The sequence below is a fragment of the Caulobacter sp. BE264 genome, from assembly GCF_031457805.1.
Taxonomy (GTDB): Bacteria; Pseudomonadota; Alphaproteobacteria; order Caulobacterales; family Caulobacteraceae; genus Caulobacter.
Genome location: NZ_JAVDXI010000009.1, coordinates 45091 through 60328 on the forward strand (window position 1 = coordinate 45091; position 15238 = coordinate 60328).

The 15238-nt window shown below is 65.8% G+C and carries 12 protein-coding genes and 1 pseudogene; 3 read left to right on the forward strand and 10 right to left on the reverse strand.

The genetic code is table 11. From position 1 onward, the window contains the following. Positions 1-58: 58 nt before the first annotated feature. The 10 genes and pseudogenes from dapD to J2X45_RS18590 all read right to left on the reverse strand — a co-directional run bounded on the left by dapD (position 59) and on the right by J2X45_RS18590 (position 10767). Entirely contained in the window at positions 59-904 is an 846-nt protein-coding gene (gene dapD, locus J2X45_RS18545) for a 2,3,4,5-tetrahydropyridine-2,6-dicarboxylate N-succinyltransferase (protein ID WP_310217842.1), read from the reverse strand. Then, positions 901-1566: a pyrimidine 5'-nucleotidase gene (locus J2X45_RS18550; RefSeq protein ID WP_310217845.1), complete on the reverse strand. Its 666-nt coding sequence runs from the start codon at positions 1564-1566 to the stop codon at positions 901-903. Before J2X45_RS18550 ends, dapD begins: the two co-directional genes overlap by 4 nt. Continuing rightward, a complete protein-coding gene (gene argB, locus J2X45_RS18555; RefSeq protein ID WP_310217850.1) occupies positions 1563-2477 on the reverse strand; it encodes an acetylglutamate kinase in 915 nt (304 codons plus the stop codon). The genes J2X45_RS18550 and argB overlap by 4 nt, the downstream gene beginning before the upstream one ends. Before the next feature lie 81 nt (positions 2478-2558). After that, positions 2559-2831 (reverse strand): SemiSWEET transporter, encoded by a 273-nt coding sequence (locus tag J2X45_RS18560; RefSeq protein WP_310217853.1) that lies wholly within the window; start codon positions 2829-2831, stop codon positions 2559-2561. Further along, positions 2831-3298 (reverse strand): response regulator, encoded by a 468-nt coding sequence (locus J2X45_RS18565; protein ID WP_310217855.1) that lies wholly within the window; start codon positions 3296-3298, stop codon positions 2831-2833. The genes J2X45_RS18560 and J2X45_RS18565 overlap by 1 nt, the downstream gene beginning before the upstream one ends. Before the next feature lie 19 nt (positions 3299-3317). Continuing rightward, the gene (locus J2X45_RS18570; protein WP_310217858.1) at positions 3318-4424 is read right to left on the reverse strand and encodes a histidine kinase dimerization/phosphoacceptor domain -containing protein; all 1107 of its coding nucleotides are present in this window, start codon (positions 4422-4424) and stop codon (positions 3318-3320) included. 211 nt (positions 4425-4635) lie between these two features. Then, the gene (locus tag J2X45_RS18575) at positions 4636-5685 is read right to left on the reverse strand and encodes a sulfate ABC transporter substrate-binding protein (RefSeq protein WP_310217861.1); all 1050 of its coding nucleotides are present in this window, start codon (positions 5683-5685) and stop codon (positions 4636-4638) included. 24 nt (positions 5686-5709) lie between these two features. Continuing rightward, a complete protein-coding gene (locus J2X45_RS18580; protein ID WP_310218048.1) occupies positions 5710-7125 on the reverse strand; it encodes a porin in 1416 nt (471 codons plus the stop codon). A 9-nt stretch (positions 7126-7134) separates the two neighbouring features. Further along, a pseudogene (locus J2X45_RS18585) lies at positions 7135-7248 on the reverse strand (hypothetical protein); the annotation flags it as partial. A 261-nt stretch (positions 7249-7509) separates the two neighbouring features. Further along, the gene (locus tag J2X45_RS18590) at positions 7510-10767 is read right to left on the reverse strand and encodes an autotransporter domain-containing protein (protein WP_310217864.1); all 3258 of its coding nucleotides are present in this window, start codon (positions 10765-10767) and stop codon (positions 7510-7512) included. Positions 10768-10929: 162 nt separating this feature from the next. Between J2X45_RS18590 and J2X45_RS18595 the strand changes: the two genes are divergently transcribed. From J2X45_RS18595 to pstA, 3 genes are all read left to right on the forward strand, one after another. Next, positions 10930-12339, forward strand: a complete 1410-nt coding sequence (locus J2X45_RS18595; RefSeq protein WP_310217866.1) for an ATP-binding protein — start codon at positions 10930-10932, stop codon at positions 12337-12339. Between the two features lie 162 nt (positions 12340-12501). Further along, complete coding sequence (pstC, locus tag J2X45_RS18600) at positions 12502-13935, forward strand: phosphate ABC transporter permease subunit PstC (protein WP_310217868.1); 1434 nt, start codon at positions 12502-12504, stop codon at positions 13933-13935. Beyond that, positions 13928-15223, forward strand: coding sequence for a phosphate ABC transporter permease PstA (gene pstA, locus J2X45_RS18605; RefSeq protein ID WP_310217870.1), 1296 nt, complete (start codon positions 13928-13930; stop codon positions 15221-15223). The genes pstC and pstA overlap by 8 nt, the downstream gene beginning before the upstream one ends. Positions 15224-15238 lie beyond the last annotated feature (15 nt).

A 15238-nucleotide genomic window follows, 5' to 3' on the forward strand; every position in this document is an offset into this window, starting at 1 on the left:
CGCACTTCCCCCTCCGGCCTACGCCCGCCTCCCCCCTTGGGGGGAGGATTTTGGAGTATCAATCCCGCAGCAGATCGTTGATCGAGGTCTTCGACCGCGTCTGGGCGTCGACCGTCTTGACGATCACCGCGCAGTAGAGGCCCGGACCACCGTTCGGATCGGGCAGGTTTCCGGGCACCACGACGCTGTAAGGCGGGACCTTGCCGATGTGGACCTGGCCGGTCTTGCGGTCGACGATCTTGGTCGAGGCGCTGATGAAGACGCCCATCGACAGCACCGAGCCCTCGCCGACGACCACGCCCTCGACGACCTCCGAGCGGGCGCCGATGAAGCAGTTGTCCTCGATGATGGTCGGGTTGGCCTGCAGGGGCTCCAACACGCCGCCGATGCCGACGCCGCCGGACAGGTGGACGTTCTTGCCGATCTGGGCGCACGAGCCGACGGTCACCCAGGTGTCGACCATCGTGCCTTCATCGACATAACCGCCGATGTTCACGAACGACGGCATCAGGATCACGTTCTTGCCGATATGAGCGCCGCGACGGACAATCGCGCCCGGGACCGCGCGGAAGCCGCCGGCCTCGAACTGCGGGGCGTCCCAGCCGTCGAACTTGTTCGGCACCTTGTCCCACCAGGGACCGACGCCGCCGCCCAGCGCGCCCGAGCGCATAACGGTGTTGGGGTTCAGGCGGAACGACAGCAGCACCGCTTTCTTCAGCCACTGGTGCGTGAACCACTCGCCGTCGATCTTCTCGGCGACGCGGGCCTCGCCGCTGTCGAGCAGGCGCAGCGCTTCGTCGACGGCGGTTCGGACCGGACCGGTGGTGGCGGCCGAGACGTCGGCGCGGGCTTCCCACGCCGCTTCGATTTCGGTCTGGAGATCGGCGAGGCTCACGGCGGTCATGCGGGGCTTCCTTGCAGGCGCGCCGAGCCCAGGAACTCGGCGAGATCGTTGGTGCGGAAATGAACGTGTTCGGACGTGGAGGCGGCCGCGTGTGGGCCCACCAAGACGGTGGTCATGCCCATGCGCGACGCTGGCACGAGGTTCTTCTCGCTGTCTTCGAAGAAGGCCGTCATCGGCGGGTCGATGTCGTGCAGCTTGCAGATCCGATCGAATGTCGCGAGGGCTGGCTTGGGCACGTAGTCCGCCGTCTCGATGGCGAAGACTTCCGAGAACAGGTCACGGAGGTTCAGGTGCGAAAGCACCCGCTCGGCGTGGCCGACGGAACCGTTCGTGAAGATCAGCCGGCGCCCGGGCAGGGCGGCGATCGCTGCGCGCAGGGCGGGATCGGGCGTCAGGCAATCCAGGGAGACGTCGTGCACCTCGTCCAGGAAGCGCGAGGGCTCGATCCCATGGTTGGCCATGAGCCCGGCCAGGGTCGTGCCGTGCTCGGTGAAGTAGCCATGCTGCAGCACGCGCGCCTCGTCGCGCGGCAGACCGGTCTCGCGGGCCACGAAATCCGTCATCTTGGCCTCGATAAGGCCCATGAACTGGGTCTCGATCGGGTAGAGCGTATTGTCGAGGTCGAACAGCCAGGTGTCGACGTGGGAAAGGTCCGCGCTCATCGCTTGATGAGGGTGCCTGCGCCGTGCTCGCTGAACAGCTCGACCAGCATGGCGTGCGGGCGGCGGCCGTCCAGGATGACGACGGCTTCGACGCCGGACTCGATCGCGTGGATGGCGTTTTCCAGCTTCGGGATCATGCCGCCGGTGGCCACGCCCGTGTCGATCAGGGCGCGAGCCTGTTCGATGGTCATTTCACGGATCAGTTCGCCATTGGCGTCGAGCACGCCCTTGATGTCGGTCAGCATCAACATGCGCTTGGCCTTGAGGGCGCCCGCCAGCGCGCCCGCCACAGTGTCGGCGTTGATGTTGAAAGTGTCGCCGTCGGGCGAAACGCCAATCGGCGCGACGACCGGGATGTAGTCGTGCTCCGAGGTCAGCAGGGCCTCAATCAGCTGCGGGTCGACCTTGGTGGGCTCGCCCACGAAGCCCAGGTCCACCGCCTGTTCGATGTTGCTATCCGGATCCTTCTTGGTCCGCGTCACCTTTTCGGCGGTGATCAGGCGGGCGTCCTTGCCCGACAGGCCTACGCCGCGCACGTCCGCCTCGGCGCCGGCCAGCGTGATCCAGTTGGCGATCTCCTTGTTGATCGCGCCCGAGAGGACCATCTCGGCGACTTCCATCGTCGCTTCGTCTGTGACGCGCAGCCCGTCGACGAAGGTCGACTTCACACCGGCCTTGTCGAGCATGCGGCTGATCTGCGGGCCGCCGCCGTGGATCACCACCGGATGCACACCCAAGAGCTTCAGGAGTACCGCATCGGCGGCGAAGACCTTGGCCACTTCTTCTTGGCCCATTGCATGGCCGCCGTATTTGATCACGACCGTTTCGCGGTCGTAGATCTGGATATAGGGCAGGGCCTCAGCCAAAGTCTTGGCGGTGGCCCAGCCAGCTTCCTCGGCGACGTCGGTCAAGGCGGCGGTCCTCGATGCGGAAAAGAGCGGCGCCTCGATAGCGGACCCCGCCCCCCCTGTCATCAAAAACGAGCCCGGGCGCTAGCCCGCGCGACCGAACCGCAGCTTGAGCGCCAGCATGGCGCCGGACATCACAAGGCAGGCGAGGTTGGACGCGATGACCGGCCAAGCCTGGATCATCAGGCCATAGGTCAGCCAGCAAGCAAATCCTGTCACCGTCACGACATACATGCGCAGTGAGACGGTCGAAGCATCACGCTCGCGCCAGGTCTTGATGATCTGTGGCGCAAAGCTCCCGATTGACAGCAAGGCCGCCAATGTTCCGACGAGAACGGCGAGGGGTGAGCCTTCCATCAGGCGGATCTGGCGAGTGGGTCCTCGGCCTCCCAGCGCTGGGCGTAGGCCGGCGCGAGAGTCAGGCCGACCGGGACCGGGCCCGGTGCGCGCCCTTCGGTGAGGCAAACAGCGAGAAAGGCCAGGGCGGTCTTTACCCCATGCTCTGAATAGGGCTTGCCGATAACGCCGCAGGCGCCAGCGAAGTCGTCGGGCAAGCGCTTGACATTGGCGGTCATGAACAACGCGACGCCACCACAGTCGTCAGCGATTTTCCGCGCCACATCGACGCCAGTGGGGCCATCACTGAGGTGGACATCAACAAGCGCTAGGTCAGGCTTGAGTTGCTGGGCGAGCGCGACGGCTTCGTCAGAACTCATGGCGCAGCCGAGCGGATGGCAGCCAGCCTCCTCGATCAGATGTTCCAGCTCGATGGCGAGAAGCATCTCGTCTTCGACGATCAGAACATCGAGCGCTGGCCGGCTCATTACCAAGACAAATCCTTACTCAGTGCGCCCCATTGACGGGCAACAGAACGACCACACGGGTCCCAGGTTCCGCGTCGGTGGTCTCCCATTTCGCCTTCAATTGCTGGCAGAGCAGTTGAACGATGGTCAGGCCAAAGCCGGAGGTCTTCGTTTCGCTATTCGAACCAACGCCGTCGTCGGCGATTTCGATCCGGAAGTCGCCGTTGAGGCGAGAGACACCGACAAAGATGCGACCCCCGCGTCCTTCAGGAAAGCCGTGCCGAAGGGCGTTGGTCAGCAGTTCGTTGACCACCAGGGCGAGCGGCGCCGCCTTGGCGGCGGGGATTTCCACGCGTTCGAGATCCAGCTCGACCCGGATGTCGTCACGCATGGCCGAACCCATCAGGTCGGCGACCATGTCCCGAATGAACGCCGAAACGTCGAAGCGCTCCACATCCTCGCTTTGGAACAGGCGTCGATGGACCGTCGCAATGGCGTTCACCCGGCCCAACATTCCCTTTAGCGACGCCTTGATCGCAGGATCAGGCACGCGCCGGTTTTGCAGCAGCAACAGGCTCGAGATGAGCTGAAGATTGTTCTTCACGCGGTGATCCACCTCGTGAAGAAGGACGGTCTTCTGCTCCAGAGCTTGGGTGAGTTCGCGTGTCCGCTCATCGACCATCTGCTGAAGGCCGTCGCTGTGGTCGCGGGCGCGAACCTCGATAGCCTTCTTGTCGGTGACATCCAGCTGCGAGCCGAAGAAATAAACGATCTGACCGGCGTCGTTCCGCACGGGCGATAGGTAAAGCGCGTTCCAGAACGACGATCCGTCCTTGCGATAGTTGAGGAGGTCGACGGCGACGTCGTCCCCCGCCGCCACGGCGTCACGCACGGTCTTGACGGTCTCGGGGTCTGTGTCGGGCCCCTGCAAGAAGCGGCAGTTGCGGCCGATAACTTCGTCCCGCGCGTAGCCAGTCAGCTTCAGGAAGGCGTCGTTTGCAAAGATGATCGGGTTGTCGGCCTGGGTGGCGTCCGCCACGATCATGGCCATCCGCGTGGCGCGGATCGCGGCGGCGAAAGGGTCGTCGACGCCATGTCCGGCGGCGAGCCGTTCGCCGGCCCGGCGCGATTCCGAATAGTCTTCCAAGGCTAAGCTCCCACCTCCCCGTGGACGCTCAACGTACCCGATCCTGTCGAGTTCCCAACAGGGGTTATAGCCGACGAAGAAACGGCGGGGGCCCGCTAAGGACTCCCGCCGTCAAAACGCGGCGAACTTGGGGAGGAATGGCCCCTGGGGCCAGTCGCCGCGATGGTCGAGGGTTGATCCGGACTTCCCGGACAGGATCAGCCCCCGGGTGTCACCTGGGCTGATAGATTCGATCGAACACGCCGCCGTCGGCGAAGTGGGTCGCCTGCGCCTTCTTCCAGCCCCCGAAGGTGTCGTCGATCGTCACCAGAGGGATTTGCTTGAACCGGCTCGCGTACTTGGCGGCGACCGCCGCGTTACGAGGGCGATAATAGTGCTTGCCGATGAGTTCCTGCGCCAGCGGGCTGTAGAGGAAGTTCAGATACCCCTCCGCCACGGTGCGGGTCTTGCGGCGATCCACATTCTTGTCGACCAGAGCGACAGGCGGTTCGGCGAGGATCGACAGCGACGGATAGACGATGTCGAACTTGCCTGGCAGTTCCTCTTGCGCGAGGTAGGCTTCATTCTCCCACGCCAGCAGAACATCGCCGATGCCGCGCTGGGTGAAGGTGGTCGTCGCGCCGCGTGCGCCCGTGTCCAGGATGGGCACGTGGTCGAACAGCGCCTTGACGTACGCCTCGGCCTTCGCCGGATTGCCGCCGGGCTGCTTCAGGGCCCAGGCCCAGGCCGCCAGATAGTTCCAGCGTGCGCCGCCCGAGGTCTTGGGGTTGGGCGTAATCACGTCGATGCCCGGTTTGATCAGGTCGCTCCAGTCCCTGATCTTCCAGGGATTGCCCTTGCGGACCAGGAAGACGATCGTGGAGGTGTAGGGCGTGGAATTTTGCGGCAGGCGTGACTGCCAGTTCGCGGGCAGCAGCCTGGCCTTCGCGGCGATCTCGTCGATATCGTAGGCGAGCGCTAGGGTGACGACATCGGCTTGCAAGCCGTCGATCACGGAGCGGGCCTGTTTGCCCGAGCCGCCGTGGCTCTGGTTGATGGTCAGGGTCTGGCCGACGCGCGACTTCCAGTACGCTGCAAACGCCGCATTGACCTCCTTGTAGAGCTCGCGCGTCGGATCGTAGCTGACATTCAGAAGCGTGACGGGCTTGGCTTGGGCATGGGCGACACCGCCAAGCACGGCTGGAGCGGCGAGCGCACCAAGGCCGGCGGTGGCCGCGCCGAGGACACCTCGACGTGTGGGTTTGTCAGAGTGACGAGCCATGAAGTGTCCTCGGAGCTTTGAAGGTTAGAACGCGTACTGTGTTCGGACGGACCAGATATCGAGGTCTTGCCCGACTTGCGCTCCGGCGACCGGGGTCGAGCCGGCGACAAAGGCCGTACCACCAGGCGAAAGGCGCTTGACCTCGACATTGCGATAGGCGGCAGAAAGCGAAACGACCGGATTGAGATACCAGTTCACGCCGAGCGACAGGATGTTCTGCTCGCCGCCCCGGATCGCGCCCGTGACGGGCGCTGAGCCCGCCGGACCCGCCAGGTAGTCGAGATCGAAGGTCGAATAGCGCGCGGCGAGTTCGACCGCGCCCCAATTGCCCTTCTTCAGGTCGAAGGGCTTGGCGGGCCGCGGCGCGTCAAAACCGGCGGTTGCGGTGCTATAGCGGCGGGGTTCGCCCGTCAGCGTCCAGCCCGCCTGAACGTACCAGCCGTTGAACTTCGGATCCGGCAATGTGCTGTTGCGGCGCTTGACCTGGATGTCGAAGTACTCGGCCTGAACAAACACGTTGTTTCGCTGGGCGCCGAGTTCCAATCCGATGGCGGTCAGGCCGTCGGCGTCGATGTTGCCCGTATCGATCAGCCGAGTCCCATCAACGCGCAATTCCGGCCGGTCGCGCAGTCGCAGGTTGCTGGTCGCGCCGCCGGTGGCCGCGACGTCCGGTCCGCTCTTTGCGGGGCTGATGACAAGGTTGGCGTTCACACCGGTGTGGACCAGCCACCCGTCGCCCTTCAGAGGCACATAGGCGAAGCGCCCCACGAAGCCTAGTTGCTCATCGAAGGTCTGGGTGGTGACAGTGTTGCCGGTCACGGCCGCCGAGACGTTCCAGCGCTCGCCATTGCCCAAGACGCCGATCGCAGCGCGGCCATCACCCCCGGCGACGCCACGGACAGTCTCGGCGACCGAGGCGCGTTCGACAAACAGCGAGCCCGTGTTGTTGGCCGCGTCCTCGAGGCTGGTCACAGGCGCATAGACGCCGGCGCGGATTTTGAGAGGCAGGCCGCTGTATTGCACCCAGGCCGAAGAGATCTTGCCGGCCTCTTCCGTGCCTGAACCGCCAAAGTCGTAGATCATGTTGTAGTCGAACACGCCGAAGGCCTTGCCTTCGATGCCGAGACGGGCGCGGCGCACGTTCGCGCCGTCCGAAAGATCGCGGGCGCGATCGTTCTCGGTTGCGTCGCCGAAGGAGCCGCGGCGGAAGTCTGTGCTGAGCGGGCCCGCGCTTTTCTGGTCATAGAGCGCAGCGTCTGCCTGGAAGATCCCCCGGATCGAGGCGGAAAAGGCTCCATCGCCCGTGGAGAAAGTCGGGCGCGCGTTCGCGAGGCTGACGGTCGTGGCGCTTTGCGCGGCTCTAACGTCCTTGACGCTGGCGGCGGTCGCGGCCTTCAGGTCCGAAACCTGCTTCTGCAGGGCCTCGAGCTGGGCCTCCAACGCGGCGATGCGCGCGGCGGCGTTGTCGGGTGAGACGGTTTGAGCCGAAGCGGCGCCGGCGGTTGCGAGCAGGGAAGCGCCAGCGATCAGAGCGGCGCGGAAGGCGGTCTTGGTGGTGATCATCGTTAGTCCCCTCTCGGCGCCGCTGTGCGGGCCGACCTGCCGAACTCAAGGAAGACGATTATTCCTAGTTCGGAAATAGAGATTAAGGGAGCCGGCCCCGAGATTTTCTGGAGGCGCGGCGAAGTGTCGCGGAAAAGGCCGCGAATCTTCCACGGAATCAAATGGTTGAAGCCATTAACAACCCGTTCACGAAAAAGGCCGCTCCGGTCTCCCGAAGCGGCCTCTGCAACGAATACGGTGTATTGGGACGATTTGACGCGGTTAGAACATCGCCCGGCCAGAGAGGCGCAGGTTGTAGCGCTTCTGCTTCTTGGCGGCTTCGACGCCGCCCTCCAGGGCCAGATACGACATGGGCGTGCCCGCTCGTAGAGCGAAGCCGGCGGTGAGCGCGCCCTGCTTGTCGTCCATGGCCGCCAACGAGAAGGCGTTGCCGCCCTTGAAGCGCGCGACGGTGTCGCCCACGGACCCGGCCAGCGTCTGACGATAGCCGACGCGGACTTCCGGGCGCCACCAGACCTGCTTGCCGAAGTCCGCGCCCATCACCACGCCCAGCTCGCCGCTGAGATTGCTGGACGTGCGCTTGTCCACGGTCAGGTCGAACGCATCGCCGCCGCCCTTTTCGGTGCGCTTGCCTTCGCGGAGCCAGACATAGTCGAGACGGCCCTCGGGGCGAGCGAAGAACCGGCCGAACTTCTGTTCGTACGCCATGCCGGCATAGGCGTTGGCGGTCACGCCATTCCAATCGGCGCTGTTCTGCAAGAGCAGGTCCGCGACGCCATCGCCGCTGGCGTCCGGGGCGATGAAACGACGATCGCCCTGGAAGAACGCGTAGCCCAGGCCGCCGCCGGCGTTGAAGCGCCAACCGCCGACCGAGCGCCGCCAATAGGCCCCGCTCTGAACGAACGAGGCGGTCGTCTGTTCGCCGACCTTGGCCACCGTGTCGTGTTCTTCGATGCTGACATAGGCCAGCGTCAGGCCCAGAGCGCCGCCAGCGTCGCCCATCGCTTCGTAGCCGCCCACGAAGCCGAAGGCCTGGGTGTCGGAACCGAGGGTCTGGTCGGTGTCGCGACGGGTCAGGGAGTTGATTTCCTGAACCCATACGCTGTCGGGACCATAGCGATCGCCCGGATCCGGACGGAACATGGTGGCCGCCGAAACCTGCTGGTTGACCGATTGTAGCGCCGCGAAGAGGCCTTCGCCCTGATCAGGCAGCATCTGGTCGTAGAGGTCGCGGAAGCCATCGCGCGTCGTCTGGTTCAAGAAGGTCGCGGCCAGTGTGGTGTCTGCGCCGAGCGCGCTGAACACGGCGTCGTAGGCCGAGGCCTCAGCCTGGTTGAAACCGATCTCCGACGAGGAGCGGCGACGCACGTCGATATAGACATTGTTGGCGTCGGCGCGGCTGGTCGCGACATAGAGATAGGGCGACGAGGCGAGCAGGCTGTTGCCGATCGTCCCGACGCTGATGTTCGACCCTTGAATGACGGTGAAGGTGGTCGGCTGCTTGACCAGGTTGGCCATGCGGATGCCCAGTTCGGCGCCCGAGGCGATCGTGGTGGAGCCAGACACGACGAGCTTGGTGTTCGCGCCGGCCGCCGGATCTGCGGAGAACAGGAGCTTCGCCTTGCCGCCCAGAGTCACGCTGCTGACATTGATGGTGTCGGCGTTGGCGATGGCCAGGCTGCCGTTGGCGATCGACAGGTCCAACTTCCCATCGCTGTCGTAAAGCTTGCCGACGGCGACGCCGCCGCCATCGATCGACAGGCGGTCCTGGCCGGCGCCGAACGACATCTCGCCCAGCAGCGTGCCGCTCCAGAGGTTCAGGGTGTCGGCTCCAGAGCCGAAAAGCACGTCGCCAATGACGGACGGCGCCACCGTCGTCGAGGTCGAGGTCGAGCTTGAGGTGGTGTCTGTGCTGGGGAAAGTGCTCGTCGACGTGAAGTCGGCGGGGCCCGACTGGGTGAAGGTCACGCCAGACGTGTTCGCGCGCAGATCCAGCGCGATCGTTCGACCCGTGGAGGTCACGGTCGCGAGCGTGCCGTCGGCCTTGTACGCGGGCGCCGAAACCGTCGTCCGGATGGAGCCGGTGTTGGAGATGGTCCTAAGAGTCCCGGCCTGGTCAAGCACGGCGATCGCATCGCCCGTCTCGCCCGTCCGCGTGACCGTTATGCTGCCCGTGTTGCTGAAGCTGGTGGCTGAAGCGCCGCTAGCGATCACGAGCGCGCGGGCGTCAGCCGTGATTCCGGATCCGGCGTACGACGCGCTGTTGGCGGTTAACGCGCCGCGATTGAGGATCGCCGCGACATTGGAGCCCGAATTCAGCGCCAAGGTCGTCGCGCTCGCCTCGTAGGCGCTCGCGGTGATCTGCCCGTCGTTCCGCAGGCCGCCCGAAAGCGTGGTCGTGCCGCCGCCGCCGGCGCCGATCGAAACGCCCGTGGCCGAAACGCCGTTGTAGACGCCCGCCGCCGAGATGGCCCCCTTGGCGATCAGGCCGTAGGCGTTGTCGCCGGTTCCAACCGCGCCCAGGGTGACGTTCTGGCTGGCCGAGCCGATCTGCAACGCCGGGGCAGCGCCGAAAACGTTGATGCTGGACGTCCCGGTGTTGCTCGACGACACGGTCGAGATCGTCGTGGTTCCGTCGCTGTTGACCTTGGACGAGTAGTTAAGGCCTTGCAGCAACACGCCGCCGGTGACGTCGCCGGCGATGCGCACGGCTGGCCCACCCTGCAGCAGGTCGTCGGCGTCCAGCTTGTTCAAGGCGTCCACGGTCGACGGACGGGTGGTGTAGCGGTAGCCCGTGGCGCTGGCCGCGCCCTGCAGAACGAGCGCGCCGGTGATGTTCGCGTCTACGGCCTCGGCGACGGCGTTCACGCCTTGCACGTTGATCTGGCCGCCCAACGTCACCTTGCCGGTCACCGGCGCGGCGATCCTCACGCCATAGGCGTTGTCGCCGATGACGCTGATCGAGCCGAGGTTGGTGATGTTACCGACAACGGAACCTTCCAGCAGAACGCCAGCGGAGTTGTTGCCCTCAATGCTGATGAGGCCGGTCGCGTCATTGACGATGTCGCCGGTGAAGGTCCCGGCGTTGGTGAGGCGAACGCCGAAGCGGCTGGCGCCCTGAGCGAACACGCCGTCAAGGTCGCCGTCCGAATCGCTGTCGGACGCGGTATAGTCCTCAAGCAGTGAAATCGTGGCCGAGTTGGTCAGTCCGCCGGTCCGGCCGCCGATGATCAGCACGCCGACGCCGTCGTTGACGCCGGTGGTCGACAGCGTGCCGAGGTTCGTCACCTTGTGATTGCTGTCGATGGTCACGATCGGGCCGGCCGTGGTCGGCTTGATCGAGCCGTCGGCGGTGATGCGAATATCGTCCGCAGCCGTTCCGGTCGCCGTGCTGGTGGCGATCGGCGTCGTTCGCGCGTTGGAGACCGGGGTCTCGGCCGAGGCGGCGAAACCGATGGCCAGGAGAGGAGCGGCCGCGACCGTCGCGACCAGGACCTTGCGCTGCATTACGAACGACACCTCGATAGAAACCGGGCCACTAATTCGGGTCACGATGCGGCGAAAATGCGGTGAGTCCCGCTCGCAACACGCACTAGGGCGCCAATCGTCTATCGCATGGCTTGGCGGGGCGCCATATCTGCTTCGTCGAATCGCCTCTCGCTTGAATCGGTGAAGCCCACGATGTCGCTGGCGAAAACGCCCCAGGCCGGTCCGCAGCCCGCGTCGCAGCGAGCGCCGTGGCCTCTCTTGATCGGGCCCGGAGCCCTGCTGGGCCTTGCGGTCGGCGGTTTCGCCGAGCCCCTGCCTGCGGTCCTCGCCGCCCTGGCGGTCGGCGGCGCGGGCGTTCTGCTGAATCGCCGGAGCGAGACCGAGCCTGCGGGCGCCGCGCCCAGCGCGCTGGTTCAACCGGCCGCGAAATCTGTCGAACCGCCACCGTTCGCCGCGATTCTGGATCGCCTGCCCGACCCGCTGATGGTGATCGCCGCCGAGGAAGCCGATGATCTGACGGGGCGTCGCTTTTTGTTCGCCAACGCCGCGGCGCGGGAGCTGTTCAAGATCCAGCACGATGGCGCGCTGCTCGTGACGGCCGTACGACATCCCCGCGTCCTGGAGGCCGTCGATGAGGCCTTGTTCGGCGGGATCGAGGGCATGGCCGAGTTTGAGACCGGAGGTGTCCAGGGACGCTCGTGGCTAGCCTACGCCCGTCCGCTCAAGGAGACGATCGGCCGCTCCCGCCTGGCGCTGCTCGCCCTGCGGGACGAAACCGACGCCCGGCGCAGCGAGCGCACGCGGGCGGACTTTCTGGCCAACGCCAGCCATGAGCTGCGAACGCCGCTCGCTTCGCTGTCCGGCTTCATCGAGACCTTGCGCGGCCACGCCAAGGATGATCCCGGCGCGCGCGACAAGTTTCTGGCCATCATGCTGGCCCAGGCCGAGCGCATGTCGCGCCTGATCGACGACCTGATGAGTCTCTCGCGGATCGAGCTGAACGAGCACATCGCGCCGTTGGGCCGCGTCGATCTGGCGATGGCGGTGATCGACGTGATTGACGCGCTTGGTCCCCAGGCCCGCGACAAGGCGGTGACGTTTGACCCGGTGTTGCCGCCGCGCGGTGGGGCCGTGGTGGAGGGCGACCGCGACCAGATCATCCAGGTCATCCAGAACTTGGTCGACAACGCCATCAAGTATACGCCGCGCGAGGGCGTGGTGCGGGTCGAGGTCTTCCCCAGCTTGGCCGTCGAGGCGGCCTCCGCGCCGCGCGATCCGGCGGCCTCGAGGATGTCGTTGCTGACGCCGGATCATGATCCGGCCGAGCGCTACGCGGTGCTTCGCGTCACCGATCGCGGTCCCGGATTGGCGCGCGAACACCTGCCGCGCCTGACCGAGCGGTTCTATCGCGTCGAGGGCCAGAAGAGCGGCGACAGGTCAGGAACGGGTCTGGGGCTGGCGATCGTCAAACACATCATGAACCGCCATCGCGGCGGCCTGACCGTCGAGAGCGTTCAGGGCCAGGGGGCTACATTCGGAGTCTACCTTCCGATGGCAAAAGCCGAGGCCGCAACCAGCGCGTTGACGCCTGTCGACGCCTGAAAGCGGGGTTTTGGCCCGGAGAGTCGTCGGGGCTTCGGGCGTTGTCGTCAAACTGTCATGTAAGTGTCGCATAAGCGCGGCGCCGGACCGGCATAGACGGACCGGGGGAGGGCCCGCGATCCTGCGCGGCCCTCGACAACTCGCGCAAGATTAGCCTCACGCATGCTGACCTGGCTCTCGCTTCTCGTCCTGGCGCTGTTCTCCGGCGCGGCCTTCGTGGCCGGCCGCCGCCGCGCCGCCAAAACCGCCGACGGGCGCGCACGCGTCCTTCACTCCCTGCCGGACTACTACGGCGCCTACGTAGCGCTGTGGGCCGGTATTCCGGCGGCTCTGCTGCTGTTGCTGGGCGTGATGTTCGGCGGTCGCGCTGAGGACGCCATCCTGCAATCGACGCGGCCCGCCGCCGTGCAGGCGTTGGAGGCTGATCGTCAGGCGGTCTTCTACAGTGACGCCCGCGCGATCGCGGCCAAGAAAGCGCCTTCGGAAGTCACCTATGAGGGCGAACTGAAGGTCGCTCTTGACGCCAAGGTCGCCGAAGCCCGCCGGATCGAGACGGTGCTGAACACGGGCATGCTGGCCGGCGCCGGCGTCCTGGCCCTGGCGGGCTTCCTGCTGGCCTTCCCGCGCATCAACCCGGAGTTCCGCGCCCGCAATCGCGTCGAAGGCTGGACCAGCGCGCTGCTGATCGCCTGTTCGGTCGCGGCGGTGCTCACCACTCTGGGTATCGTGATGTCGCTGGTTTGGGAAAGCTGGCGCTTCTTCCAGAGCGTGAGCCCGCTTTCATTCCTGCTTGGAACCGAGTGGAGCCCGCAGATCGCCATGCGCGCCGACCAGGTCGCCTCGGCGGGAGCCTTCGGCGCGGTGCCGCTGTTCGCCGGCACCTTCCTCATCATGTTGATCGCCATGCTGGTGGCCGCTCCGATCGGCCTCTACTCGGCGATCTATCTGTCGGAGTACGCCGGACGCACCGTGCGCGGGGTCGTCAAGCCGCTGCTCGAGATCCTGGCCGGCGTGCCGACCGTCGTCTACGGCTTCTTCGCAGCCCTGACCGTGGGTCCGTTGTTCCGCGCCGGCTTCAACGCCATCGGCGCGGCGCTGCCGCCGGGGCCGTTGGCCACCTATCTCATGGAAGTCCAGAACCAGATGGCGCTGGTCGCCGGCGTGGTGATGGGCATCATGCTGATCCCGTTCGTCTCCTCGCTGTCGGACGACATCATCAACGCTGTGCCGCAGAGCCTGCGTGACGGCAGCTACGCGATGGGCGCCACGAAGTCGGAAACGGTCAAGAAGGTCGTCCTGCCGGCCGCGCTGCCCGGGATCATGGCGGCCATGCTGCTGGCCGTGTCGCGCGCTGTCGGCGAGACCATGATCGTGACCATGGCGGCCGGTCTGCAGGCCAAGCTCACCGCCAATCCGCTCGACACCGTGACCACGGTCACCGTCCAGATCGTCACCTTGCTCACCGGCGACCAGGAGTTCGACAGTCCCAAGACCCTGTCGGCCTTCGGTCTGGGCCTGACCCTCTTTGTGGTCACCCTGACGCTGAACATCGTCGCCCTGCGCATCGTCCAGAAGTACCGGGAACAATATGACTGACGCGACCCTCGGCGCGGCCGCCCCGCGCCCGGCCCTCTCGGCCGCCGACGCCCGTCTGAAGAAGCGCCACCGCGCCGAGCGCCTGTTCAAGGCGCAAGGGGTCGCCGCGATCATCGTCGCGATGATCTTCTTGGTGGTGCTTGTCGGCCGGATCGTGGCCCAGGGCTACTCGACCTTCGAGACCCACACGCTGTCCGTCCCGGTCTATCTGAACCCGGACCGGATCGACACGTCCGACCTGACCGGCGTCAACTACGACTACATCGTCGCCGAGGCGGTGATGAAGAAGCTGGGCGTTCAGGACGACGACCTGGGCTCGGTCTCGCTCAAGGTCCAGGACCTGGTTTCGCGGGACTTCGGCTTCCAGATCTTGAACAAGCTGAAAGCCGATCAGAAGCTTATCGGCCAGACGATCACGATCACGGGCCCGCTGAAGGCGGACGCCGACCTCTACTTCAAGGGCGAACTCAAGCGTTCGACCGACGAGGCGGATCGCAAGCTCGACAACCAGCAGCTGGACTGGCTGGACAAGCTAAAAGCGGATGGCGCGATCACGTCCGGCTTCAATCTGGGCTTCTTCACGCACTCCGACTCGACCGAGCCCGAGCAAGCGGGCGTCCTCGGCGCTGTTGTCGGCTCAGCGATGATGCTGCTGATCACCGCGCTCATCGCCGTCCCGGTGGGGGTGCTCGCCGCCGTCTACCTGGAAGAGTTCGCGCCGAAGAATCGCTGGACCGACATCATCGAGGTCAACATCAACAACCTCGCCGCCGTGCCGTCGATCGTCTACGGCCTGCTGGGTCTGGCGCTGTTCATCAACTGGCTGAATGTGCCGCGCGGCTCGCCGCTGGTCGGGGGCCTGGTGCTGGCGCTGATGGCCTTGCCCACCGTGATCATCGCGACCCGCTCGGCGCTGAAGGCCGTGCCGCCGTCGATCCGCGAGGCCGCCTTGGGCGTCGGCGCGAGCAAGACCCAAACGGTCTTCCATCATGTGCTGCCGTTGGCGATGCCGGGCGTGATGACCGGCGCCATCCTGTCGCTGGCCCACGCCTTGGGTGAGACCGCTCCATTGCTGATGATCGGCATGGTGTCGTTCGTGCCGGGCGTACCGGAAGGCTTCACCAGCGCCGCCACGGTGCTGCCGGTGCAGGTGTTCATCTGGGAAAACGCGTCCGAACGCGCCTTCCATGAGCGCACCGCCGCCGCGATTATCGTCCTTCTCGTCTTCATGATCGTCATGAACGCTGCGGCTGTGATCCTGCGCCGCCGCTTCGAGCGCCGCTGGTAGATCGTCCATGACCTC

Coding starts and splice junctions, on each gene's coding strand:
- J2X45_RS18575 (WP_310217861.1), bottom strand. CDS start 5,685: ATGGCTCGTCACTCTGACAAACCCACACGTCGAGGTGTCCTCGGCGCG.
- J2X45_RS18595 (WP_310217866.1), top strand. CDS start 10,930: ATGTCGCTGGCGAAAACGCCCCAGGCCGGTCCGCAGCCCGCGTCGCAG.
- pstA (WP_310217870.1), top strand. CDS start 13,928: ATGACTGACGCGACCCTCGGCGCGGCCGCCCCGCGCCCGGCCCTCTCG.
- J2X45_RS18565 (WP_310217855.1), bottom strand. CDS start 3,298: ATGAGCCGGCCAGCGCTCGATGTTCTGATCGTCGAAGACGAGATGCTT.
- pstC (WP_310217868.1), top strand. CDS start 12,502: ATGCTGACCTGGCTCTCGCTTCTCGTCCTGGCGCTGTTCTCCGGCGCG.
- J2X45_RS18550 (WP_310217845.1), bottom strand. CDS start 1,566: ATGAGCGCGGACCTTTCCCACGTCGACACCTGGCTGTTCGACCTCGAC.
- J2X45_RS18560 (WP_310217853.1), bottom strand. CDS start 2,831: ATGGAAGGCTCACCCCTCGCCGTTCTCGTCGGAACATTGGCGGCCTTG.
- dapD (WP_310217842.1), bottom strand. CDS start 904: ATGACCGCCGTGAGCCTCGCCGATCTCCAGACCGAAATCGAAGCGGCG.